21 protein-coding genes and 1 tRNA gene are annotated in these 21,435 nt (G+C 63.6%); 14 read left to right on the forward strand and 8 right to left on the reverse strand.

Annotation, left to right across the window (positions count from 1 at the left end; translation table 11 throughout):
• The first annotated feature begins 3 nt into the window (after nucleotides 1-3).
• From GA0061098_RS16175 to GA0061098_RS16220, 9 genes are all read left to right on the forward strand, one after another.
• Nucleotides 4-1,110 carry a DegT/DnrJ/EryC1/StrS family aminotransferase gene (locus GA0061098_RS16175; RefSeq protein ID WP_091957480.1) on the forward strand — a complete coding sequence of 369 codons (1,107 nt, stop codon included), beginning with the start codon at nucleotides 4-6 and terminating at the stop codon, nucleotides 1,108-1,110.
• Nucleotides 1,100-2,218 (forward strand): DegT/DnrJ/EryC1/StrS family aminotransferase, encoded by a 1,119-nt coding sequence (locus GA0061098_RS16180; protein ID WP_091957481.1) that lies wholly within the window; start codon nucleotides 1,100-1,102, stop codon nucleotides 2,216-2,218. Before GA0061098_RS16175 ends, GA0061098_RS16180 begins: the two co-directional genes overlap by 11 nt.
• The gene (locus GA0061098_RS16185) at nucleotides 2,215-3,021 is read left to right on the forward strand and encodes a sporadic carbohydrate cluster 2OG-Fe(II) oxygenase (protein WP_091957482.1); all 807 of its coding nucleotides are present in this window, start codon (nucleotides 2,215-2,217) and stop codon (nucleotides 3,019-3,021) included. The genes GA0061098_RS16180 and GA0061098_RS16185 overlap by 4 nt, the downstream gene beginning before the upstream one ends.
• Entirely contained in the window at nucleotides 3,014-3,406 is a 393-nt protein-coding gene (locus GA0061098_RS16190) for an LIC12192 family sporadic carbohydrate cluster protein (RefSeq protein WP_018322238.1), read from the forward strand. The genes GA0061098_RS16185 and GA0061098_RS16190 overlap by 8 nt, the downstream gene beginning before the upstream one ends.
• 25 nt (nucleotides 3,407-3,431) lie before the next feature.
• A complete protein-coding gene (locus GA0061098_RS16195) occupies nucleotides 3,432-4,097 on the forward strand; it encodes a class I SAM-dependent methyltransferase (protein WP_091957483.1) in 666 nt (221 codons plus the stop codon).
• On the forward strand, nucleotides 4,075-4,692 hold the full coding sequence (locus GA0061098_RS16200) for a WbuC family cupin fold metalloprotein (RefSeq protein ID WP_091957484.1): 618 nt from the start codon (nucleotides 4,075-4,077) through the stop codon (nucleotides 4,690-4,692). The genes GA0061098_RS16195 and GA0061098_RS16200 overlap by 23 nt, the downstream gene beginning before the upstream one ends.
• Nucleotides 4,693-5,024: 332 nt before the next feature.
• The gene (locus GA0061098_RS16210) at nucleotides 5,025-6,242 is read left to right on the forward strand and encodes a class I SAM-dependent methyltransferase (RefSeq protein ID WP_165637394.1); all 1,218 of its coding nucleotides are present in this window, start codon (nucleotides 5,025-5,027) and stop codon (nucleotides 6,240-6,242) included.
• Nucleotides 6,235-7,428: a class I SAM-dependent methyltransferase gene (locus GA0061098_RS16215; protein WP_091957828.1), complete on the forward strand. Its 1,194-nt coding sequence runs from the start codon at nucleotides 6,235-6,237 to the stop codon at nucleotides 7,426-7,428. Before GA0061098_RS16210 ends, GA0061098_RS16215 begins: the two co-directional genes overlap by 8 nt.
• Before the next feature lie 13 nt (nucleotides 7,429-7,441).
• Nucleotides 7,442-8,476, forward strand: coding sequence for a Gfo/Idh/MocA family protein (locus tag GA0061098_RS16220; RefSeq protein WP_091957488.1), 1,035 nt, complete (start codon nucleotides 7,442-7,444; stop codon nucleotides 8,474-8,476).
• 1,971 nt (nucleotides 8,477-10,447) lie between these two features.
• Here the strand turns inward: GA0061098_RS16220 and GA0061098_RS16240 are convergent.
• Nucleotides 10,448-10,669 carry a hypothetical protein gene (locus GA0061098_RS16240; RefSeq protein WP_129590870.1) on the reverse strand — a complete coding sequence of 74 codons (222 nt, stop codon included), beginning with the start codon at nucleotides 10,667-10,669 and terminating at the stop codon, nucleotides 10,448-10,450.
• Nucleotides 10,670-10,873: 204 nt separating this feature from the next.
• On the opposite strand from GA0061098_RS16240, the gene GA0061098_RS45000 reads away from it, so the two are divergent.
• Nucleotides 10,874-11,029: an SGNH/GDSL hydrolase family protein gene (locus tag GA0061098_RS45000; protein ID WP_165637395.1), complete on the forward strand. Its 156-nt coding sequence runs from the start codon at nucleotides 10,874-10,876 to the stop codon at nucleotides 11,027-11,029.
• 330 nt (nucleotides 11,030-11,359) lie between these two features.
• On the opposite strand, the gene GA0061098_RS16245 is transcribed toward GA0061098_RS45000, so the two are convergent.
• Nucleotides 11,360-11,435, reverse strand: a tRNA-Trp gene (locus GA0061098_RS16245).
• Between the two features lie 149 nt (nucleotides 11,436-11,584).
• Here GA0061098_RS16245 and GA0061098_RS16250 point away from each other — a divergent pair.
• Nucleotides 11,585-12,817 (forward strand): serine hydrolase domain-containing protein, encoded by a 1,233-nt coding sequence (locus GA0061098_RS16250; RefSeq protein WP_165637396.1) that lies wholly within the window; start codon nucleotides 11,585-11,587, stop codon nucleotides 12,815-12,817.
• A 170-nt stretch (nucleotides 12,818-12,987) separates the two neighbouring features.
• Here GA0061098_RS16250 and GA0061098_RS16255 read toward each other — a convergent pair whose 3' ends face one another.
• The 4 genes from GA0061098_RS16255 to GA0061098_RS16265 all read right to left on the reverse strand — a co-directional run bounded on the left by GA0061098_RS16255 (nucleotide 12,988) and on the right by GA0061098_RS16265 (nucleotide 16,048).
• Nucleotides 12,988-13,797, reverse strand: coding sequence for an IS4 family transposase (locus GA0061098_RS16255; RefSeq protein ID WP_245323369.1), 810 nt, complete (start codon nucleotides 13,795-13,797; stop codon nucleotides 12,988-12,990).
• A 10-nt stretch (nucleotides 13,798-13,807) separates the two neighbouring features.
• Nucleotides 13,808-14,170, reverse strand: coding sequence for a hypothetical protein (locus GA0061098_RS46115; RefSeq protein ID WP_245323372.1), 363 nt, complete (start codon nucleotides 14,168-14,170; stop codon nucleotides 13,808-13,810).
• A gap of 272 nt (nucleotides 14,171-14,442) precedes the next feature.
• The gene (locus tag GA0061098_RS16260; protein WP_091957501.1) at nucleotides 14,443-15,210 is read right to left on the reverse strand and encodes an SDR family NAD(P)-dependent oxidoreductase; all 768 of its coding nucleotides are present in this window, start codon (nucleotides 15,208-15,210) and stop codon (nucleotides 14,443-14,445) included.
• Between the two features lie 139 nt (nucleotides 15,211-15,349).
• Entirely contained in the window at nucleotides 15,350-16,048 is a 699-nt protein-coding gene (locus GA0061098_RS16265) for a histidine phosphatase family protein (protein ID WP_165637397.1), read from the reverse strand.
• A gap of 134 nt (nucleotides 16,049-16,182) precedes the next feature.
• On the opposite strand from GA0061098_RS16265, the gene GA0061098_RS16270 reads away from it, so the two are divergent.
• From GA0061098_RS16270 to GA0061098_RS16290, 3 genes are all read left to right on the forward strand, one after another.
• Nucleotides 16,183-16,968 carry an SDR family NAD(P)-dependent oxidoreductase gene (locus GA0061098_RS16270; protein WP_091957509.1) on the forward strand — a complete coding sequence of 262 codons (786 nt, stop codon included), beginning with the start codon at nucleotides 16,183-16,185 and terminating at the stop codon, nucleotides 16,966-16,968.
• Between the two features lie 979 nt (nucleotides 16,969-17,947).
• Complete coding sequence (argE, locus tag GA0061098_RS16285; protein WP_091957517.1) at nucleotides 17,948-19,120, forward strand: acetylornithine deacetylase; 1,173 nt, start codon at nucleotides 17,948-17,950, stop codon at nucleotides 19,118-19,120.
• A gap of 62 nt (nucleotides 19,121-19,182) precedes the next feature.
• On the forward strand, nucleotides 19,183-19,533 hold the full coding sequence (locus GA0061098_RS16290; RefSeq protein WP_091957521.1) for an immunity 8 family protein: 351 nt from the start codon (nucleotides 19,183-19,185) through the stop codon (nucleotides 19,531-19,533).
• A gap of 14 nt (nucleotides 19,534-19,547) precedes the next feature.
• Here the strand turns inward: GA0061098_RS16290 and GA0061098_RS16295 are convergent, their stop codons facing one another.
• Nucleotides 19,548-20,174 carry a LysE family translocator gene (locus GA0061098_RS16295; protein ID WP_091957524.1) on the reverse strand — a complete coding sequence of 209 codons (627 nt, stop codon included), beginning with the start codon at nucleotides 20,172-20,174 and terminating at the stop codon, nucleotides 19,548-19,550.
• A 74-nt stretch (nucleotides 20,175-20,248) separates the two neighbouring features.
• The gene (locus GA0061098_RS16300) at nucleotides 20,249-21,307 is read right to left on the reverse strand and encodes a phosphotransferase family protein (RefSeq protein ID WP_091957528.1); all 1,059 of its coding nucleotides are present in this window, start codon (nucleotides 21,305-21,307) and stop codon (nucleotides 20,249-20,251) included.
• Nucleotides 21,308-21,435: the final 128 nt, after the last annotated feature.

Here is a 21,435-nt window from a genome sequence, read left to right on the forward strand (position 1 = left end):
CACATGTACGACGTTCGATATTCCTATCTGCTCGAGCAATTCTCCGACCCCGCCCCGATCCTGGCCGAGATCGGCCGGCTGGTTGCGACCGGTGACTTCACCCTTGGCAAGCCCGTCGCCGAATTCGAGAAACGCTTTGCCGAACTGATCGGCGTGCGTCACGCCATCGGCGTCGGATCCGGCACCGATGCGCTCAAGCTGCCGCTCAAGGCGCTCGGCATCGGTCATGGCGACGAGGTCATCACCGCCGCCAACACCTTTATCGCCACCGTCGGTGCGATCGCGGAAACCGGCGCGACGCCGGTGCTGGTCGATTGCGACGATTCCTTCTGCATGAACGTCGACCAGGTCGAAGCCGCCATTACCAAGAAGACCAAGGCGATCATGCCGGTTCAGCTGACCGGCGAGGTCACCGACATGGGCAAGCTGATGGCGATCGCGCAGCGCCATAATCTCCCCGTCGTCGAGGACGCCTGCCAGGGCATCCTCTCGGAGTTTGCGGGAAAGCGCTCCGGCACCCACGGCATCGCGGCCGGTTTCTCCCTGCATCCGCTCAAGAACCTCAACGTCTGGGGCGATGCCGGCGTCGTCGTCACCAATGACGACGGCATGAACGAGAATCTCCGCCTGATCCGCAACCACGGCATGAAGAACCGCGACGAGATCGCGATCCTCGGCTGCAATTCGCGGCTCGATTCCTTGCAGGCCGTCGTCGGCAACTGGCTGATCGGCCAGACCAGCGAGATCACGCGGCGCCGGATCGAGAACGCGGCCTATTACGACGCGGGCCTTGCCGGCCTGCCCGGCCTGCGCGTCCCGCCGCGCCGGCCCAACGTGAAGCACGTCTACCATCTCTACATGGTGTTCGCCGAGCGCCGCGACGAGCTCTACCAATACTGCCTGGACAACGGCATCGAGGCCAAGATCCACTATCCGATCCCGCTGTATCAGCAGGAAGGCCTCAAGCATCTCGGCTACGCGCCCGGCACCTTCCCGGTCACCGACCGCCACGCCAAGGAAGTCATCAGCTTCCCCGTCGACCAGCATCTGACGCGCGCGCAGCAGGACCGCGTCATCGAAACCGTCAGGAAGTTCTGCCATGGACGCTGACACCGGCCGCCGGCGCATCGGTTACGTCAATCTTCCCGCCCAGTTCGAGGAAGAGCGCGCCGAGATCATGCAGGCGGTCGAGGGCGTGTTCCAGCGCGGCGACTTCATCGGGGGCGCAGCGGTTGGAAAGCTCGAGGAGGAGTTGTCCGCCTATCTCGGCTCGCCCCATGTCGTGACGCTGAATTCCGGCACCGACGCGCTGATCCTCGCCTTGCGGGGGCTCGACATCGGTCCCGGCGACGAGGTGATCACCCCGCCGAATTCGTTCGTGGCATCGACCGCCGCGATCGTCGCGGTCGGCGCCACGCCTGTCTTTGCGGATGTGCTGCCGGACCAGAACATCGATCCCGCCGCGGTCAAGGCGGCGGTCACCTCGCGCACCAAGGCGATCATGCCGGTGCACCTGACCGGGCGCATGGCCGACATGACCCCGCTGATGGCGATCGCGGAAAAGCATGCGCTCGCCGTGATCGAGGACAGCGCCCAGGCCGTCGGCTCGACCTATGACGGCCGGATGAGCGGCACCATCGGCACATTCGGCTGCTTCTCCGCCCATCCGCTGAAGAATCTCAACGCCGCGGGCGATGCCGGCTTCCTCGTCACTGCCGACGCCGAGCTCGCCGCAAGAATCCGCCGGCTGCGCAATCACGGCCTCATCAACCGCAGTGACGTCCAGGAGTGGGGCATCGTGTCCCGGCTCGACACGCTCCAGGCCGAGGTGCTGCGCATTCGCCTGCGTCACCTGCCCTCGGTGATCGAGCGTCGGCGGCGCAACGCCGAGCAATACCGCGCCGAGCTCGCCGGGCTCTCTCTGTTCATTCCGCCCTGCCGCAACATCGAGTTCAACACCTTCCACACCTTCGTGGTGCAGACCGACCGCCGCAACGACTTCCAGAAATATCTGGCCGACAAGGGTATCGAGACCGCCATCCACTACCCGGTCCCGATCCACCTGCAGCCGGCGGCGGCGCATCTGGGTCAAGGCCGCGGCGCGTTCCCGGTGACCGAGCGGCAGGCGGACCAGATCCTCACGCTTCCCATCAACCAGTTCCTGTCGGCCGCCGATATCAGCTATATCTGCGCGACCGCCCGGGAGTATTTTGCATGACGGATACGGACTTCTTTCAGGCCGACGAGCAGGCTCTGGCGCAGCGCTTCATCGACAACGGCTTCGTCACCACGCCGACCGATGATCGCGCCGGGCTCGATCGGATCCAACGGCGCGCCGCGGAGCTTGCCGCGGACTATCTGAAGCTGCCGCACAGCAACGATCCCTATGCGATGCTGGACAGCATCCACACACGGGTGAGCGTGGACGATCTCAACGGCCTGCGGCTGCACGTCTTCAACGGCCTCAACGCCGAGGCGTGGTTTCGGCCGACCTATTTCCGCCTGGCGCGCTCGACGATCGAGACCATCGTCGGCAACGAGCTCTGCATGCAGCGCCGCGTCAATCTCAGCATCCAGATGCCCGGCGACGATTCCTCGCTGCTCGCCACCCATTCCGATGTCTGGTCGGGCGACTCGCCGTTCGAGGTCGTGGTGTGGGTGCCGCTGGTGGACGTCCACCACACCAAGGCGATGTATCTGCTGCCGCCGTCGCTGAACGGCGACATGCAGGACCGGATGGCAAGCCTGCGCAGCGCCGAGGAGCTGTACAAGTCGATCAAGCCGCACGCGACCTTCATCGAGATCCCCTACGGTCACGTGATGCTGTTCAACCAGACCCTGATGCACGGCAATCGCGTCAACGAGGAGCCGGGCACGCGCTGGAGCATGAACTGCCGCTTCAAGAGCATCATGTCGCCCTATGCGGACAAGCGCTTCGGCGAGTTCTTCGAGCCGATCCTGCTGCGCCCGGCGACGCGGGTCGGCATGCAGTACAAGCTCCCAGGGGGCTTCCATGGCTGAGCGAGCCGGCCATCGCGGCTATATCGGCGCGCGGCCGCTGAACGGCAGCCGCACCCCGCAGCACGTCCAGAACATCGTGATCCGCGACTACGCGCGGCGGAAGAATCTGCAATTTCTGCTCAGCGCCGTCGAGCACATCATGCCCGGCAGCTACATGGTGCTCGAGGACATCCTGGACGAGTTGCCCCGCTTGAATGGCCTGATCCTCTACAGCATCTTCATGCTGCCGCCCGACGAGGCACGGCGACGAGAGATCTACGACCGCGTTCTGCGCGAGGGCTGCGACCTCCACGCCGCCGTCGAGGAGATTACGCTGTCGTCGCAGAAGGACATCCAGGCCGTCGAGGACATCCTGCTGGTCAATAAATACGCCACCATACTGTGACGATGCCGCGGACCGGTTCGGCCCCATGAACGAGATCAAACTGCTCCAACCGATGCACGCATCGACCAGGCGGAACTACGTTCAGCGCGTGGTCGAGCACGACAAGGCGGAATCCGCCACCGTCGCGCGGCAATGGGGGCCCGACTACTGGGACGGCGACCGGCGCTACGGCTATGGCGGCTATCATTACGACGGACGCTGGCGCCCGCTCACCCAGACCCTGATCGATCGCTACGGCATCAAGCCCGGCATGAGCGTGCTCGATGTCGGCTGCGGCAAGGGCTACCTGCTCTACGAGTTCACCCAGCTCGTCCCCGACCTCACGATCGCCGGCATCGACATCTCCGACTACGGCATCGCCAACGCCAAGGAGGAGGTGCGGCCGCTGCTGAAGGTCGGCAGCGCCTTCGAGCTCCCCTACCCCGATCACAGCTTCGACCTCGTGGTGTCGCTCGGCGTGCTGCACAACCTTCCGCTTGAGGACGTGTTCCGCGCGGTGTCGGAGATCGAGCGCGTCGGGCGCGGCGCCTCGAAATATCTGATGGTGGAATCGTTCCGCAACGAGCGCGAGAAGGCGAACCTCCTCTACTGGCAGCTCACCTGCCTGAGCTTCCACGGCCCGGAAACCTGGGCGTGGATCTACGACAAAGGCGGCTATCGGGGCGACCATGGGTTCATCTTCTTCGAGTGAAGCCGGCCTGCGCCGGCCGACGTCGCTACGCGCGCAGAATCCGGAAGTGTATTATTCGGACGACGCCATCGTCACGGTGGACGACGCCACGATCGCGGAGCTGAAACGCATCGCCGCCGGCAACCCGCGTCTCCGCAGCCGGCTGTGCACGCACCCCGATCCCGCGGCCGGCCTCCACGAGATGCTGATCGTGCATCATCGCGAGGCCTATGTCCGGCCCCACAAGCATTTTGGCAAACCTGAATCGTTTCACGTGATCGAGGGCACTGCGCAGGTCGTGATCTTCGAGGATGACGGCCGCATTCGCGACGTGCTCGAGATGGCGCCGTACGGCCAAGGCGCCCACTTCTATTACCGCATGCCGGAAAAGGTCTTCCACTCGATCCTGATCACCTCGGAATGGCTGGTGTTCCACGAAACCACCGCTGGCCCGTTCGATCCCTCACGCACGGCATTTTCCGACTGGGCTCCCAACGGCAACGATGCCGCCGGGGTCCAGGGCTATGTCGCAGAGCTTGGTGGGCTCGTCATGCAGCATCTGGCGAGACAACAGACTTCAACTGCTATCGCCGCTCCGCGAGCCCGCCGTGACTGATCGAGGACGACGCACTTTTTCAATCAGGTGCTGCCCGCGAGCGGCGACGCGGTCCGGATATGGATGTTGCGGCGTCATGGCAAGCGATGGTCGCCGACCATCAGCAGCATCGTCGCCCCGCACCGGATCGCGCCAATTTCAGCGCAGACCAGGCGCGGGCCGTCGCCGAATGACAGACGCTGCGCCGGTCTAACCATGACAGAAATGGGTTTTACCCCGCACGGCAACTTAAGAATTGTGACACGACCTGTAGGGCGATATAGGCTTCAACTGCGTCGCGCATCGCCTGGGGCGCCGATGTTTCCTTGTTCTTCCTGCACAGAGCCAAACCAGTGACCGATCATTGCCGCCTCTGCCATTCGATCAATTTGCGCCCTGTCATTGACCTCGGACTGATGCCGATTGCGCATCGGCTTCGGCATAGCCGAAACGAGCAGGATGAACGATATCCGTTCGAGGTGCTGGCCTGCGGTGATTGCGGCCTGCCCCAGATCGTCAAGCCGATCGATCCCGACATTCTGTACCGGCAGTTCAACTACAATTTCAGCAGCTGGAAGCCGGAGCCGCACCAGGTCGACGAGCTCGATACCATCGCAAAATTCTCGAGCCATCAGTCCGTGTTCGAGATCGGATGCAACGACGGCCTGTTCATGGACAGGCTTCGTGAACGCGGCGCAAAGGTCTTGGTCGGTGTAGAGCCCAATCAGGTGTCGGGCAAGATCGCTCGCGAGCGCGGCATCAAGGTCTATGCCAACATGGTCAGCCCGGAGCTGTGTCATGACGCGGTTGCCCAGGCCGGCAAGTTCGACCTCGTAGTCTCGCGCCAGGTGCTGGAGCACATCGTCGATTTCGAGAACTTCTTCGACTGCGTCAAGATCGCGCTCAGCGACGACGGACTGCTGTTCATCGACGTGCCGGATTTCGCGCCCGGCTCGGCAGTGGGCGACCTCTCCGTCCTCTGGGAGGAGCACGTCAGCTATTTCACCGAACCGACCCTGCTCACGCTGCTGGCGCGCCACGGCTTCGAGGCGGTGTCCGTGAAGAAATACAATTTCAGCGGCGGCACTCTCGCGATCGCCGCCCGCCGTGCCAAGGGCGACGTGACGCCGCCGCCCGCGCCGTCCGGCGTCGGCGAGAAATTCGGTCAGCACGCACGCGAGTATGGCGCACGTCTCCGCCCGATTCTCACGAAGGCCCGCGCCAACGGCGCCGAGATTGCCATCTACGGCGCCGGCTGCCGCGCCTGTACCTTTACCAACGCCCACGAGCTGGCGGATCTCGTCGACCTCTCGGTCGACGACCAGAAGGAGCGCCAGGGACTGTTCCTGCCCGGCACCGGCATTCCGATCCGCTCGCCCGAGGATCTCGCCGGCAAGCCGGGTCCGCTCGTCTGTCTCCTGGCCGTGAACGAGGAGAACGAGGCCAAGGTCAGTAGCGGGCTGCGCGAGAGCGTGAAGCGCCCGCTGCAGATCGTTTCGATCTTCGCGCCCTCCGATATCTGGAGTGAGCTCGACCGTCTCGAGGCGGCCGCAGGGTCGCGGCATGGCTGAGGACAAGCTCTTCAACTATTACGAACGTCAGGATGTTCTGCCGACGTTCGGGAATTTCAAATCGTCCACCGAGCTAGAGGCTTACGCCAGCCAGCGGCGCGAGCTGTTTTCGGACAAGCTGGTGCTGCCGCCGCGGCTGTTCCGCGATGCCGATGTGCTCGAATTCGGTCCCGATTCCGGCGAGAACGCGCTGGTGTTTGCCGGTTGGGGCGCGAACATGACGCTCGCCGAGCCGAACCCGCATGCACACCCGAAGATCCAGGCCTACTTCGCACATTTCGGTCTGACCCAACGTCTCCGCGAGCTCGCACTGGCCGACGTCGAGGGCTTCAGCAGCGATCGCCGCTTCGACATCATCGATGCCGAAGGCTTCATCTACACGGTGCAGCCGAGCGAAATATGGCTCGGCATCTTCCACCGCCTGCTCAATCCGGACGGTTATGCCGTCGTGTCCTATTACGAGCGCTATGGCGGCTTCTTCGAGCTCGCGCTCAAGGCGATCCATGCGGCCGGCAAGGCATTGGGCGGTCGCGCTCCGCTCGACACGGCAAAGATGCTGTTCGAGGCGAAGTGGGACAGCATTCCGCACACCCGCAGCTTCGAATCCTGGCTGATGGACGTATTGGAAAATCCGTTCGTCCGGCATCGCTACTTCCTCGACGCGGCCACCTTGTGCGCGGCGGCGCATGAAGAGGGCTTCGACGTCCATTCGGCATGGCCGGCCTATCGCGACAGCCTGAACATCTACTGGCACAAGAAGGTCCTGTCCGATGACGGGAAGCTGCACCGCGCGACGCGCCATCTCGACCGCAGCCGCCTGAGCTTCCTCGGCGGACGAAAGCTCTATCTGGTCGGCAAAGCCGATGCCGTGCAGGCGATCTCGGCATCGATCGAGGCGCTGGTTCTCGACGTCGATGGCATGATCGACGACCCCTTCGGCGAGAGCCTGCCGCGCGTGGTCGCGGGCCTTGCGTCGCTGCGCGAGACGATCCGGACCACCAACATTTTCGCCGACGATGCCGCCGACATCGAAGCCATCATTGCGACGCTCGACAGCTTCCATCGCATCTTTGGCGCGATCGGGCGACGGGATGCGTCCGCGGTCACCGCCCTCACCCAGTCGGATCCGACCTTCATCAACACGTGGGGACAGCCGGCGCATTTCCTCGTGATCCGGAAGCGCTAAAGGATCTTAGCCAATGAAACCCGGCATTGGCATCATCGGAACGGGCATGGTCGGCCAGATGTGCCACCTCGCCAATTTCGCTGCCAATCCCGCCTGCCGCGTCGTCGCGATTGCCGATCTCCGGCCGGACCTCGCTGCCGCCGCGGCGCAGAAGTTCGGCATCCCCCGGGTTTACGGCACGCATCGGGAGCTGCTCGCGGACAGTGCGGTGTCCGCCGTCGTCGTCGTGACGAAGCGTCGTGCCACAGGACCGATCGTCCTGGACGCGTTGAACAGCGGCCGGCACGTGCTATCGGAAAAGCCCATGGCCTACACGACGGCCCAGGCCAGTTCGCTGGTCGAAGCCGCGCGGCAGCAAAACCTCGTCTACAGCATCGGCTACATGAAGCGTCACGATGCCGGTGTGGCACGGGCGCTTCAAGTGCTGACGCGCTTGCGCGAAGACCAGTCGCTCGGACGCATTGTCCGGGCCAAGGGCTGGTGCTTCGGCGGCGACACGGGCCGGTCGCACGACAATTTCGTGATGACCGGCGAAGCGCGACCGGACGGAATCGAACTCTGGCAGGATGGTCCCGACTGGCTGCCGCCCGCGATGCGTCCCGGCTACGACAATTTTCTGAACGTCTTCAGCCATATCATCAATCTGTCGCGCTACCTGCTCGGACCGTCGCCGACGGTCGCCGAAAGCTCGATCGAGATTTCGGGAGCCGCGCGCATCACGCTCGACTTTGACGGCATCGCCTGCACGCTGGATCTCGTGGGCGGCTCCGAGGGCAGCTGGCGCGAGGGGCTAACGATCGATTTCGAGCGCGGCGCAGTGGCCCTGGAATTGCCGCCACCTTTCGCCGAGCAAGAGGCGGAGGTCATCGTCGATCACGATGGTCAGAGCACGCGGCTGACGGGTGATAAGAGCTGGGCATTTCGGCGCCAGGCCGACGCCTTCGTTTCCGATATCGCCGCGCGAGGCGTACCCTTGGCCTCCGGCGCGGATTCTATCACCGACATCGCGCTTGCCGAGACCGTTTGGAAACAGCGCGCTAGCGGCTAAGCGCGACATCCTTCTCGAGCGGCAGGATGTACGCGATGGGCCCCAAGCTTGATCGTGACCTGCGCAAGTTGAGCAAGGAACTCTGCAACGGCGCAGCGCGCCAGCAACCGACACGCGTAATACCCCCGCACCAAGGTCGTCTGGTTCGGCGCCGTGCCAGGGTCCGGCTGGAACGAATCGTCGCCGCGGCCCCGACGGATCGAAATGATGGAGGCGCTTCTCGGAGCCTTCCGCGCCTCGTCCATTCCCCGCAGGATGTCGGGCCGCTCGGCGCGCAGTGCAAATCCGAAGAATGGCCGATTGCCCCAGGCAAGGAGGAGCATGCCGGTGACCTCGGTGAGGCGGAACGGCGCGTGCGGCGACGGATATGCGCGTCAATTTCCCCATCCCACAGAAGCACGCTGATGAGCGACACCCCGCTGTCCGAACCGACCGAGGCAGCTTGATGCCCCCCTTAGGCCCTCGCGATCGCCCGCGATTACGACGGGATGCATGCGGCATTTAGCGATGGCGATCAATCAAAGCATATGCGACAAAGCATTTTGCCGCCGTACTGTATCTCGTGCGGGAATCGGCCGCGTCGCAGCCGTCGGCGCCGATTATTCTGGAAGCCCATGGCCCTGACGCTTACGAACCAGCGTTCTCAATGAACACCTATTTGCGGAGTCTTGGCGTTCACAATCCCATCGCCGTAAGACTTCATCGTGATCGACAAGCGAATGATGCGCTTAGCGTCTCTTTGTGCAGGACATCCAGGATGGATGCGATCCAAGATTTGTTGGTATGAGCACTTTGTCGAGCAAAGCTCCCTCGTGTATAACCATCGAATTATGCGGTGTCGCAGAGGAGTCCTGCTCGGCATTCGAGATCAGGAGGAACCAATAGACAAATTCCGTCTAATCACAGCGGCATCCCTTAAGCTGCTAACCACGCGCACCGACATTGCGGCAAGGTATGCGCAGTTGTCATTCGAGCAACAGGCGATCGTGTCGGCCGAGATGCGCCGCATGGCGGAGCGCGATCGATGAAGTGCGGGCGATGAACACGAGGCCCGCCGATTCACGCTGGCGGGCCCTCGTGCTGCTGTGCTTGTAAGGCGCTCGCAGATGGAGACAAGATCAGGGATGATCCAAAATTGGTTTCTCGCCGTCTTTTCTGGCCTATTGGTGGGGGCATGTGCCTTGGCCGCTATCTTGGCTGACAAGCTCATCAGCAGGATCAGAGAGCGGAGATCTAGCCTGCGAGTTCGCGCGGTCCCCCCCGAGAAATTCCTGGGATTCTGGCGCGCATTCGAGCGCGCAAATTGCGGTGGTCTTGCCGCTCGAAATCCGCCTGACCTCAGCTCCGCGGTTGCCGCATCCACCGCAGACGAAACGTGGCTCGATATCAGACAAGCGAACATCGTCAGACCAGCGATCGGCGCTGATGGCAACATGATGGCCGCAATGGCAGTAGATTAGCACGCCGCGCAGGCCCGTCCCGTGCATCTCGCCGAAGGTGATCTTGAGCGGCCTACCGTCCGCGTGGGTAGGTGTGTGGCGTTTGATCGGGCGAGGCATGCCGCCATCAAAGCGGCATCGTCCGTACCTCGCAAATCATCAATCCCTTGGGCCTCAGAGCGCGCGCGAGCTAACGCGTCGTGGGTGTGGACAACGCCGACTCTTGACGATCCCCATCAGTCGGAGTCTGATCGGCTGCATGGGGCAACATCTGCACGATATCGACGAACTCGCGATCGCGTCGGGCGCAGCACCGTAGCCAGCAGCCAACCGTCCGAAAGTGCCAGGAAAAGAACGCGCCACTGCTTGGCGATTGAGCGGGCTTGCCTGGAGATGAAACCGGCTAATTTGCGCGTGTGATACGGACTGCCACCACTTTGGCGGGCATCATTGGCCGTTGCCGTTCTGGCAACGGTCGGCCTCGCCATGACGCTGCCGAAGCTGCATCGGGCGAACGGTTATCTTCAAACACTCAGTCTCCCAGCTTGCCGGCATCAAGCCAGCCACCGGCCACAAGCACGCCGACATCAGGCAATGGATGTTCCGACAAGCGCTGAGCCGCGTTGGCCCGATCACCGTCCTCGGCGACAGCATCACCGAGGCGACACCATTGCCCGAGACGATCTGCGGCCGGGCGGTCGCCGGACAATGCCCGTTCGCTGTTGTCGAACACATCTCCGGCCCTGATCGTCATCGCCCTCGGCACCAACGACGCGGTTCCACCGCGCCACCGCGTCGCCACGTTTGCAAAGGCGCATGCCGCTCTGCTCAAGGTATCCGACAGCATCGCGGCCCGCACTGCTATCGTGACGATCCCATCGATAGAACCAGGTGACGTCACTCGCGGGGGCGGCTTCGACCCGGCCTAGCGCCCCAGCTCAACCAGGAACTCGCGCGGATGGCCGAGGACATCAGCGTAGAGATGATCGATGTCCGGACCGCCATCGACAAAGCAGTTCCGGCCGGATCGACAATCGACGGGGTCCATCTTTCAAATCGCGGCTACGACGCGTGGGTCGCCACACTGCAGTCCGGCATCCGCAAGATGATGTGATGCGAAGAAATGGCGCACGTCACGTCTCCGACGAACTAGTACTGGGCACCCGACGCACCTATGTCTGCGCGCATGCCAACACCGTTCGCTATGTTCCGAGGGCGGCGAGAACCATGCCCGCTCCGCGAAGTCAAGTATATCGGTTGCCGCGCCGGCAATCGACGTCCCAGAAGGTTGCAAACATGATCAATATGGCGCGCGTCCACGAAGACTCGGCGCCGGCCTCTGGAGATGGCAAAGGACTACCGCACTGCTACCCAGACGCTACCCACGGGGAAGTAGCCGGTAGCATGACCTCGACTAATTTCGCGCTAAGTCATTGAAATTTCTTGGCAGGAGTGGCAGGGCTCGAACCTGCGACCCCCGGTTTTGGAGACCGGTGCTCTACCAATTGAGCTACACTCCTACAGACCCTGCCTCGCCTTAGGATCAGGGCTGCTTTCAAGCACAGGCGACGACCGGTTTGCAAGCGTGAACCGCGCCGGCTTCGCTTGTTTGTACCGGGGTTTCTGGGCCACAGTCGCCTCCCGACAATGAAGAACAATGGGAGCGCCTATGACCGCTACAGCGACCGCTACCGCCGCACAGGCCACGATCGGGCCGCACACCCCGCCCTTGCCGGAGGCCCGCCCGGAGACGCTGGGGCTGTCGCGGCTGCGCCTGCAGGCCATGTCGGAGGCCTTCAAGCGCGAGATCGACAAGGGAACCGTTCCCGGGGTCACTGTGCTGGTGGCGAGGGGCGGCCAGATCGGCTGGTTCGAGGCGCTCGGCAGGCAGAGCCCGGCGTCCGCCACGCCAATGGCGCGGGACTCGATCTTCCGGATCTTCTCGATGACCAAGCCGATCGTCTCGGTCGCCATCATGGCGCTGGTCGAGGACGGCCACCTCCTGCTCAGCGACCCTGTTGCAAAGTTCATCCCGGAATTTGCCAGCCAGCAGGTCGGCATCGTCAAGGACGGCAAGCTGGAGCTGGTGCCGCCGGCGCGGCCGATGACCGTGCAGGACCTGCTCCGCCACACCTCGGGCCTCACCTACGAGCACCAGGGCGACGGCCCCGTGCACAAGCTCTACCAGGAGTCCCGCGTCCGCAGCCGCAAGATCACCAACGCCGAGCACGCCACCCTGGTGGCGAGCTTCCCGCTGGTCTGCCAGCCCGGCGCGGAATTCAACTACAGCCGCTCCACCGACATCCTCGGCCGCATCATCGAGGTCGTCAGCGGCAAGTCGCTCGGCACGTTCCTCACCGAACGCGTGCTCGGCCCGCTGCAGATGGCCGAGACCGGCTTCTCGACCTCCGAGGCCAATGCGGGCAGGCTCGCCGAGCCGTTCGCGGCCGATCCCTGGACCGGCGACAAGGTCGCCCTCTTCAATGTGCTCGAGCAGCCGGTGATGGAGTCCGGCGGCGGCGGGCTGGTCTCGACCACGATGGACTATGCCCGCTTCTGCCTGATGCTGCGCAACGGCGGCACGCTCGACGGCCACAGGATCATCGGCCGCAAGACGCTGGAGCTGATGGCGTCCGATCATCTCGGGCCGCACGTTCAGACCAACGGCACCCTGCTCTCGCCCGGCCACGGTTTCGGCCTCGGCTTCGCCGTGCGCCGTGAGGCCGGCATCGCGCCGTTCCCCGGCAGCGTCGGCCAGTATTTCTGGAGCGGCATTGCGGGGACGTTCTTCTGGATCGATCCGAAGGAGGATCTGTTCGCGGTGTTCATGAGCCAGGGCCCGGGCCAGCGCGATTTTACGCGCACGCTGGTGCGGGATCTGGTTTACGCGGCGGTGGAGTGAGGTGGCGTCGCTTGAGTTGAATGATCAAGCGCCAAGCTCGGTGCAACCTCTCCCGCTTGCGGGGGAGGTCGGCGCGCACAGCGCGCCGGGTGGGGGCTCTCTCCACATTGGGGCTCTCGTCCGCGGAGATACCCCCACCCCGGCCCTCCCCCGCAAGCGGGCTACCAGATTCACACATCGCTCTGGTCTTGGCGGTGGGGCATCATGAGGTTCGTGCCACGTTTCAGGGCCTGGAACTCAAGCCAGCCCTCGAGCATGACGACGGGACCCGGCTTGCCGTAGTAGCCGGTCCATCCGCCCAGACGCGCGCAGACCCAGGCTGCGCGCGCGAGCGATCCCTTCGGATGGGGGTTCTTCTGCCGCTCCGTCTTGCCTTCAAGGTCGGCGCAGCAGGCCTCGAGCAGTGAAATGTCTTCGGGCTCGAAAGCATCACTCAGAGGCCGCAGAGGTCCCGGACCACCGTCACGGGCGTGCACCAATTGCTGGATGCGCACAGCCGCGATCAACGTCGCAGTTATCAACCGGTCACGAGGCGCCTTGTCTTCGATTTGTACGCGCTCGATGTCGAAGCCTGCGGTCTTGAGGGTGCGGAACAGCTGCTCAATGGCCCAGCGTTGCCGATAAAGATCGACCGTCGCCCAGGCTTCCGTTTCGCTGGTTATTGCGTGTGTCGTCAAAAGCCGCCAGTGGATCGGAGCCTCGCCAGCTGGCGGGTTGGTCTGGCGAACATCAATGACGTTCACGGCGACGCTTTCCGGCCAGTTGGCGCGCAATCCGTTCTTGGGTCGCGCAAGCTGCGCCGACATGAAGCGTATTTCGAGCTGTGCGATGCGCCGCCTGCGCCCGGACTTGGCGGGCAACTCCAGTTCCGCCCGCCCCATCGCAGGGAGTGCATCGGCTCGTGCAAACAGCGCATGGCCATCGGCAAGCGCACGGTCATGCGCCGCACGCACCAGCAAATCAACGCGTTCGGGACGCAACGCAAACGCTTCAAAAAATATAGCTCTCGCGATCGGCAATCACCGCGATTGAAGCCGCGCCGGCGCACACCGACGCCGCCTGGTCAGCGCCTTCAAGCCACCGGAAGCTCTCTTTCTCTTCAATCGGTACGGATCGCCGCGCTGCCCGCCGGCCGCCCTCACGCTCCAGGAAGCAACCGTCGATCAGTCCAAGGATCGCACCGTCCTGTGCATCCAGAGCCAATACGGCATGCAGATACTCACCCCCGCCACCCTCCGAGCGCAGCACAGTCGTGTCCTGGATCGCCAGAACGTGCCGTCCCATGCAGCGTTCCGCCGTCCGCCCGGCTGCTTCCGACAGCATCTCCTCGCAGCTGAAGGCTTCATTACGCAAGCGCCGGGTCAGGCGAATCTCTCCCGCCCGAGTGCCGCCCAATCGACGCACCCGCAGCCTTCTACCGCCCGACGCGATGAGGCGGCCCAGAAGAAAGGCCCCCCTTTTTCCAGGCGACGCTCGCCAAACCGCCCCAGTCCAAGCTCTTCAGGAAGACCACATGGAATCAGCCATTCTTTCGCTCTTCAACCGCGATGTGTGAATATCGTAGCCCGCGAGCGTGAGAGGGAGCGCACCGTCACTCGCGGCCACACCGTGGCCTACAACGCTTCTCAACTGATCGTCGCGCCGCCGTCGATTACTATGGTCTGGCCGGTCATGAAGTCGCCGGCCTTGGACCCCAGGAACACAGCGGCGCCGGCGATCTCGTCGGGGATGCCGATGCGCAGGAGCGGCGAGCGCGCGGTCGAGGCCTTCAGGTTCTCCGGATTGTCCCACAGCGCCTTGGCGAAGTCGGTCTTGATCAGGCCGGGCGCGATGCAGTTCACGCGGATGTTGTCCTTGCCGTATTCGCAGGCGAGGTTGCGCGCGAGCTGCATGTCGGCGGCCTTGGAGATGGCGTAGGCGCCGAGGATGGTCGAGCCTTTCAATCCGCCGATCGATGACACGATGATGATGGAGCCGTCCTTGCGCTCGATCATCTGCGGCACCACCATCGAGATCAGCCAGTTGTTGGCGACGATGTTGTTGTCCAGGATCTTCCTGAACTGATCGTCGGAGATGCCGGCGAGCGGACCGTAATACGGGTTCGAGGCGGCGTTGCAGACCAGCACGTCGATCTTGCCGAAGGCGCGGTTGCTCTCGTCGACAAGGTTTTGCAGATTCTCTTTCGATGAGATGTTAGCGGCGACCGCGACCGCGGCGCCCTTGCCGAACTTGTCGTTGATCCCCTTGGCCACCTGCTCGCAGACGTCGGCCTTGCGCGATGAGATCACGACCTTGGCGCCGTGCTCGGCCATGCGCTCGGCGATCGCAAGCCCGATGCCGCGCGTCGAGCCGGTGATGACGGCGACTTTCCCCTTCATGTCGAACAAGGTCATGTTTCTCTCCCAGATTGATTTTCGTTTTCTAAGTCATTCCGGAGCGGTCGGCAGGACCGAACCGGAATCTCGAGATTCTCAGGTGCGCAATTGCGCACCATAGTTCGCGACTTCGTCGCGCCCCGGAATGACGGGTTCGTCAGGCCAGCTTCTTGACTTCCGGTCCCGCCGGCTGATGCATCGCCGCGTGCGCGGCATCCGCGATCCACGGCTGCTGGTTCACCATCGGCAGCCGCCAGACCTTGCGCTCGGGAGTTGCGAAATAATCCAGCCGCGTCACCGAGCAATTGTCGATGTCGAACGACAATCCCCGCTCCGGCTGGCCGTCGAGTGCGAGCCCCAGCGCCGCCTTGATGGTGCCGCCATGGGCGACCGCGATGATGTCCTGGCCTCCCGCCTCAGCGTTGATCCGCTCGATGGTGCGGCGCGTGCGGTTGTAGAGATCCATGAAGCTCTCGCCGCCGGGCGCGGGCTCGTTGATGTCGGCGAACCAGCTCGTTCCAACGGGGCGGCTGGCGATGAACTGCGCGCGGTTCATGCCCTGCCAGCGGCCGAGATTTTGCTCGGCGAGGTCCGCTTCCCATTTCATCGACGCGGGCCTTGGGAAACCCGCCGCCCAGATCGCTTCCGCGGTCTGGTGCGTGCGCATCAGATTACTCGAATACCAGACCGCCGTGCGTGGCAGCACCTTGGCAACAGCGTTGAACACATAGGTATCACTGGTGTCGCAGGCGATATCGCTCTGCCCGTAGATGTTGCCGCCGTCGTTGCGCACCGGCGCGTGACGGACCCACCACCACCGTGTCATGACCACATTGGGCTTGTCTGCGCCTGCCATCGAAACCCTTCCATCCCGTTTGATGTCGCTGTACGTCAGGTGTGAACGTGTCTCAAGACACTTTACCGTTTGAAATCTTGTTTGAAATTCCGTCGCGCGGCAAGCGTCGCGCGGGGCACCACAGGGAGAAACGCATGGGCCGCCTGCAAGGCAAATCCGTCATCATCACCGGCGCCGGCAGCGGCATCGGTCGCGCCGCCGCGCTGCTGTTCACCCGGGAAGGCGCCAAGCTGATCGCGGTCGATCGCACCGAGGCGGTGAAGGAGACCGTCGAGGAGGTGAAGAAGGCCGGCGGCGTCGCGGAAGCCATGATCGCGGACGCGGGCTCCGAGACGGACGTCATCGCCGTCATCGACAAGGCGGTGAAGACGCATGGCCGGCTCGACGTGATCTGGGCCAATGCCGGCGTCTCCGGCGGGCTCGTCCCGCTCGGCGAGCAAACCGTAGAGCATTGGCAGGAGGTGTTGCGCGTCAATCTGATCGGGCCGTTCCTCGCGGTGAAGCATGCGATGCCGCACATGGTGAAGCAGCAGTCCGGCGCGATCGTGCTGACCGCGTCCGTCGCGGGCCTCAAGGCCGGCGCCAGCGGACATCCCTATGCCGCGAGCAAGGCCGGTGTCATCAGCCTAGTGCAGACCACGGCGTATTCGCTCACCGGCACCGGCGTGCGCATCAACGCGGTGTGCCCGGGCCTGATCGAGACCGGCATGACAAAACCGATCTTCGACCGCGCCAAGGAGCGCGGCACCCAGGACAAGATCGGCCAGCTCAATCCGCTCAAGCGCCCCGGCCAACCGCATGAGCTCGCGGCGATGGGCCTGTTCCTGGCCAGCGACGAAGCCTCGTATGTGAACGGCCAGGCGTTCCCGGTCGACGGCGGCCTCACCGCGTCGATGCCGTATACGGGCAAGCCGGTTTAATCTCGTCGCTGATATCAGCTCCGTCATCCTAAGGCGCGAAGCTTGTGATGCGCACGCATCGCAAGCTGAGCCTCGAAGGATGAACGGCCGAGATGCAGCCGGGCTGTCGCCCTTCGAGGGCCGCTGAAGAATCGGCCGCCTCAGGGTGACGGTCTCGGATGATACTTGCGGAAGCATTCGATATTCGCCTTCGACGTGCAGACAAACGTCCGCATCCTCGCGGCTTGTTCGCCCGAGCTTTGCTTCATCGCCTCACCCTCATTGAAAGAGGGCGCAGGGAAGGCCGGGAGCCGGTTGGCTCCCATGGCCGCCTGTGCGCAAGATCTGCGTGTGCAGAAAAGCACAGGCGGAAAGACCACAGGGCAACCAGGACATCCCGGCCTTCCCTGCGCAGTGGCTTTACGGCTTATGTCGTGCTCTCCCCGGGGAGCGTTGCACTATTGCCCCCGTCGCCTTGCGGATGGCTGATGCGCGTGCCCGGTTGGGCCGCCACATCACCGCAACACTTGACGCACAGACCCCGGGCGCCAGGACCACACGATTTTGCCGTACGCGGATCACACCGGTCGTGTGCGCGACACCCTCGCTCACGGTTGCCCGCCCTGCGAAGTCCTTCGCGCCGATGTCACCTGCGTCCACCGCCGCCCGGCCCGCGTTCGTGACGATCGCGATACGCCCCTCTTCCTTGGGCCGGGTTGCCGCGACACATACGCCATTTCCGAATTTCGGTAAAGTGGAATATTTTTGGCAACGCGGATTGACCGACCAATTGGGTGTTTTGCCCGTCGGGCAGCGCGACATCTTGTAGCCCGGATGGAGCGCAGCGCAATCCGGGGGTCCCGTCATGAGGCACGAAGGCCCCGGATTACGCTTCGCTCCATCCGGGCTACGGGCCTGTGTTGATTTGCGCAATCAGCCACCGCGTTGGTATGGTTCCTGCAAGCACCTCAGCCTCCATACTCCCTGACAGAACGAGACAATGCCAAGCTCAAGACCCGACCGTATTCGCAAACTCCTCGCCGACCTCGTCGCCTTCGACACCGTCAGCGACCGCACCAACCTGCCCCTGATTGCCCATATCGAGAGCTACCTCGCCGCGTTCGGCATCAAGGGCGAGCGCATCACCGACACGACCGGGCAAAAGGCTTCGCTGTGGGTCACGATCGGCCCCGAGGACCGCCCGGGCCTGGTGCTGTCGGGCCATACCGACGTCGTGCCTGTGGTGGGCCAGGACTGGAGCCACGATCCCTTCAGGCTGATCGAGCGCGACGGCAAGCTCTACGGCCGCGGCACCACCGACATGAAGGGCTTTGTCGCGGTGTGCCTCGCCATGGTGCCGGAGATGCTGGAAGCAAAGCTCGCAACGCCAATTCATCTCGCGATCTCCTACGACGAGGAGATCGGCTGCGTCGGCGTGCGGCCGATGCTCGGCGAGGTCGCGAAGAAACGGATCATACCGCTCGGCGCCTTCATCGGCGAGCCGACCGAGATGAAGGTCATCATTGGCCACAAGGGCAAGCACGGCGTGCGCGCGACGTTTCGCGGGCTCGCCCGCCACTCCTCGATCGCACCTGACGGCGTCAACGCAATCGAATATGCCGCCGAGCTGATCGTCGAGATCCGCCGCCGCGCCGTGGCGCTCGCAGCCGTGCGAGCGAGCGACAGCCTCTACGACGTTCCGCATTCGACGCTGCTCACCAGCATCGTGCACGGCGGCGCCGCGCTGAACATCGTGCCCGATACCTGTACGGTGGACTTCGAATGCCGCGGCATCGGTATCACCGAGTCCAGGGAGGTGACGGATGCGATCGTCGCCTGGGCCAAGGCCGAGCTCGAACCGGCGATGAAGAAGCAGCATCCGGAGTGCGGCATCGATTTCGAGGAGATCCTCGACTACCCAGCGCTCGACACCGCCGCCGACGCCGCGATCGTCACGCTGGCCAAGAGCCTTGCCGGGCGCAACGACCACGCCAAGGTCGCCTTCGGCACCGAAGCGAGTTTGTTTGCCAGCATAGCCGACATCCCCTCGGTGGTGATCGGCCCCGGCTCGATCGCACAGGCGCACACGCCGGACGAATTCGTCGAGATGGCCGAGCTGGAAAAGTGCGCGGGGTTTGTGGAGAGACTGATCGCGCATTGTGCGAAGGATTGAAAGCGTAGGGCGGATTAGCGCAGCGTAATCCGCCCTACGAAAGTGCTTAGAATGGCGCGCTCATGATTACTGCCAAACTCAGATTCTTACACAGCCCGGACGCGGACCCGTTGGAGACCTTCGCGCCAGATGGACCATTTGGGATTCTGGTAATGGCTATCGTCGGCCCCGCCGATGGGCCAGGACAAGAATCCTTCGACTTCATGCTCTGCACACCCGACTGGTTCAGCTCGACTATGGAGCACGACATCACGATTGGGCGGCACCATGTGTTTGTGAAGCGATACGACTATGCTCGACTGCAAGCGTTTGTCGAAACCTATTGTGCGGAATGCTCGGGAGCATCCTGGAAGAACGTGGCAGACAAGCTAGGCCGCCTCGGAAAATGGGAATTCGAAGACTACATTCCCTAGGGCCTCCACGCCCCTCATCGCTCCTGCAAGGCCAGCCGCACCCCGACGGCGCAATAGATGGTCCCGACCACCTTGCCCTGCCACCGCACGACCGCCGGGTGATGACGCAGGAGGTTGCCAAGACGACCGGCTCCGACGGCGAACACGACTGTGCTCAACAGGCCCAGCAACACGAAGACGACGCCGAAGACCGCAAGCTGCAGCGCTATCGCGCCGTGTTCCGGCCGGACGAACTGCGGCAGGAACGCCAGGAAGAACAGCGCGGTCTTCGGATTGAGCATCTCGGTCAGCACGGCCTGCCGGAATGCCCGTCCCACGGAGATCGAGGGCGCGTCGCCGGTGACCCCGAGTGGCGCCTTGTCGAGCATGGCGCGAATGCCGAGATAGATGAGGAAGACCGCGCCGGCGTATTTGATGACGCTGAACAGCAGCGCGGAGGTGGCGATGACGGCCGAAAGGCCGACGATTGCCATCGTCGTGTGGAACAAGTCACCCGCTGCGATCCCTGCGCCGGTCGCAATGCCGGCCTTTGTCCCCGAGCTTGCCGCTCGCGCCATGGTCAGCATCGTGGCTGGCCCGGGGATGAAGACGAAGCCGAGGACGATGAGGGTGTAGGTGATCAGGGTCGTTGGATCGATCATGGGCGCATGTCCACCCGATAAAGCGTTGCGAGACAACGAAAAGGCGCGGCCCAACAGCCGCGCCTTTGTCTCTTCTAAACCGCCCCCGCCTTCTGCGCGTATTCCCATGAGGCCTGCGACAGCGGCACGGTACGTTTGGCGGATTCGAGCGCCTTGGCATTGGCGGCGGTGCCGTCGCGGACGCGGCCGGCGATGCCTTGCGTGATGCCGGCGAGACGGAACAGATTGTAGGCGAAGTACCAGTTGAGATCAGGCACCGTCATCTTGGTGACGTTGCAATAGATCTGCGCGGCCTCTTCCACGCTCGGGATGTTGAGCGCCTTGAGGTCGGCGCCCTGCAGACCCGGCATGATCCACTGCATCAACAGGTAGGTGAAGTCGGCCATGGGATCGCCGAGCGTCGACAGCTCCCAGTCCAGCACCGCCTGCACGCGCGGTTCCGTCGCGTGGAAAATCATGTTGTCGAGGCGATAGTCGCCGTGGACGATCGAGACGCGCGCCTGCTCCGGCACGGTCTTGGGCAGCCATTCGGCGACCTTCTCGAACTCGGGAATGTGCTGCGTCTCGGACGCGCGATATTGCTTGGTCCAGCGGTCGATCTGACGCGCGAAATAGTTACCGGGCTTGCCGAACTCGCCGAGCCCGATCGCCGTGGGGTCGTACATGTGGAGCTTCGCCAGCGTCTCGATCTTGCTGGTGAAGATTTTTCGACGATCCTCCGGCGTCTGGCTCGGCAGCGTCGGATCCCAGAACACCCGGCCCTCCTCCATCGACATGATGTAGAAGGCGGCACCGATCACGCTGTCGTCCTGGCACAGCGCATAGGCGTGCGCGACCGGGAAACCCTGCTTGCCGAGCGCTGCGATCACGCGATATTCGCGATCGACCGCGTGCGCCGAGGGCAGCAATTTGCCGAACGGCTTGCGGCGCATCACATAGGAGCGCTTCGGCGTGTTCAGGCGGTAGGTCGGATTGGACTGGCCACCCTTGAACTGGAGCACGACCAGCGGCCCCTCATAGCCTTCGACGTTGTCGCGCATCCAGGCTTCGAGCCGCATCTCGTCGAAGCGATGACGCTCCTCGACCGGCTTGGTGCCCGAGAACTCTTCGTCTTTCCTGACGCCGTCAGCCACGATGACGCTCCCTCTTCAGTCCTGACCATTTCAGGTCGAGCATGATCCTAATCGGTAACCGCTGACGCACTTGCGTCAAGCGGTCACCGCATCATGCCCTGTCGTTTCTTCAGATCGGGAGCGCCTCC

It is taken from the genome of Bradyrhizobium shewense, assembly GCF_900094605.1.
GTDB classification, from domain to species: Bacteria; Pseudomonadota; Alphaproteobacteria; order Rhizobiales; family Xanthobacteraceae; genus Bradyrhizobium; species Bradyrhizobium shewense.

Bases quoted from the DNA above. Each gene is read 5' to 3' on its own strand.
- GA0061098_RS16175 (WP_091957480.1), top strand. From the start codon at position 4: ATGTACGACGTTCGATATTCCTATCTGCTCGAGCAATTCTCCGACCCC.
- GA0061098_RS16180 (WP_091957481.1), top strand. From the start codon at position 1,100: ATGGACGCTGACACCGGCCGCCGGCGCATCGGTTACGTCAATCTTCCC.
- GA0061098_RS16185 (WP_091957482.1), top strand. From the start codon at position 2,215: ATGACGGATACGGACTTCTTTCAGGCCGACGAGCAGGCTCTGGCGCAG.
- GA0061098_RS16190 (WP_018322238.1), top strand. From the start codon at position 3,014: ATGGCTGAGCGAGCCGGCCATCGCGGCTATATCGGCGCGCGGCCGCTG.
- GA0061098_RS16195 (WP_091957483.1), top strand. From the start codon at position 3,432: ATGAACGAGATCAAACTGCTCCAACCGATGCACGCATCGACCAGGCGG.
- GA0061098_RS16200 (WP_091957484.1), top strand. From the start codon at position 4,075: ATGGGTTCATCTTCTTCGAGTGAAGCCGGCCTGCGCCGGCCGACGTCG.
- GA0061098_RS16215 (WP_091957828.1), top strand. From the start codon at position 6,235: ATGGCTGAGGACAAGCTCTTCAACTATTACGAACGTCAGGATGTTCTG.
- GA0061098_RS16220 (WP_091957488.1), top strand. From the start codon at position 7,442: ATGAAACCCGGCATTGGCATCATCGGAACGGGCATGGTCGGCCAGATG.
- GA0061098_RS16240 (WP_129590870.1), bottom strand. From the start codon at position 10,669: ATGACGATCAGGGCCGGAGATGTGTTCGACAACAGCGAACGGGCATTG.
- GA0061098_RS45000 (WP_165637395.1), top strand. From the start codon at position 10,874: ATGGCCGAGGACATCAGCGTAGAGATGATCGATGTCCGGACCGCCATC.
- GA0061098_RS16250 (WP_165637396.1), top strand. From the start codon at position 11,585: ATGACCGCTACAGCGACCGCTACCGCCGCACAGGCCACGATCGGGCCG.
- GA0061098_RS16260 (WP_091957501.1), bottom strand. From the start codon at position 15,210: ATGACCTTGTTCGACATGAAGGGGAAAGTCGCCGTCATCACCGGCTCG.
- GA0061098_RS16265 (WP_165637397.1), bottom strand. From the start codon at position 16,048: ATGGCAGGCGCAGACAAGCCCAATGTGGTCATGACACGGTGGTGGTGG.
- GA0061098_RS16270 (WP_091957509.1), top strand. From the start codon at position 16,183: ATGGGCCGCCTGCAAGGCAAATCCGTCATCATCACCGGCGCCGGCAGC.
- argE (WP_091957517.1), top strand. From the start codon at position 17,948: ATGCCAAGCTCAAGACCCGACCGTATTCGCAAACTCCTCGCCGACCTC.
- GA0061098_RS16290 (WP_091957521.1), top strand. From the start codon at position 19,183: ATGATTACTGCCAAACTCAGATTCTTACACAGCCCGGACGCGGACCCG.
- GA0061098_RS16295 (WP_091957524.1), bottom strand. From the start codon at position 20,174: ATGATCGATCCAACGACCCTGATCACCTACACCCTCATCGTCCTCGGC.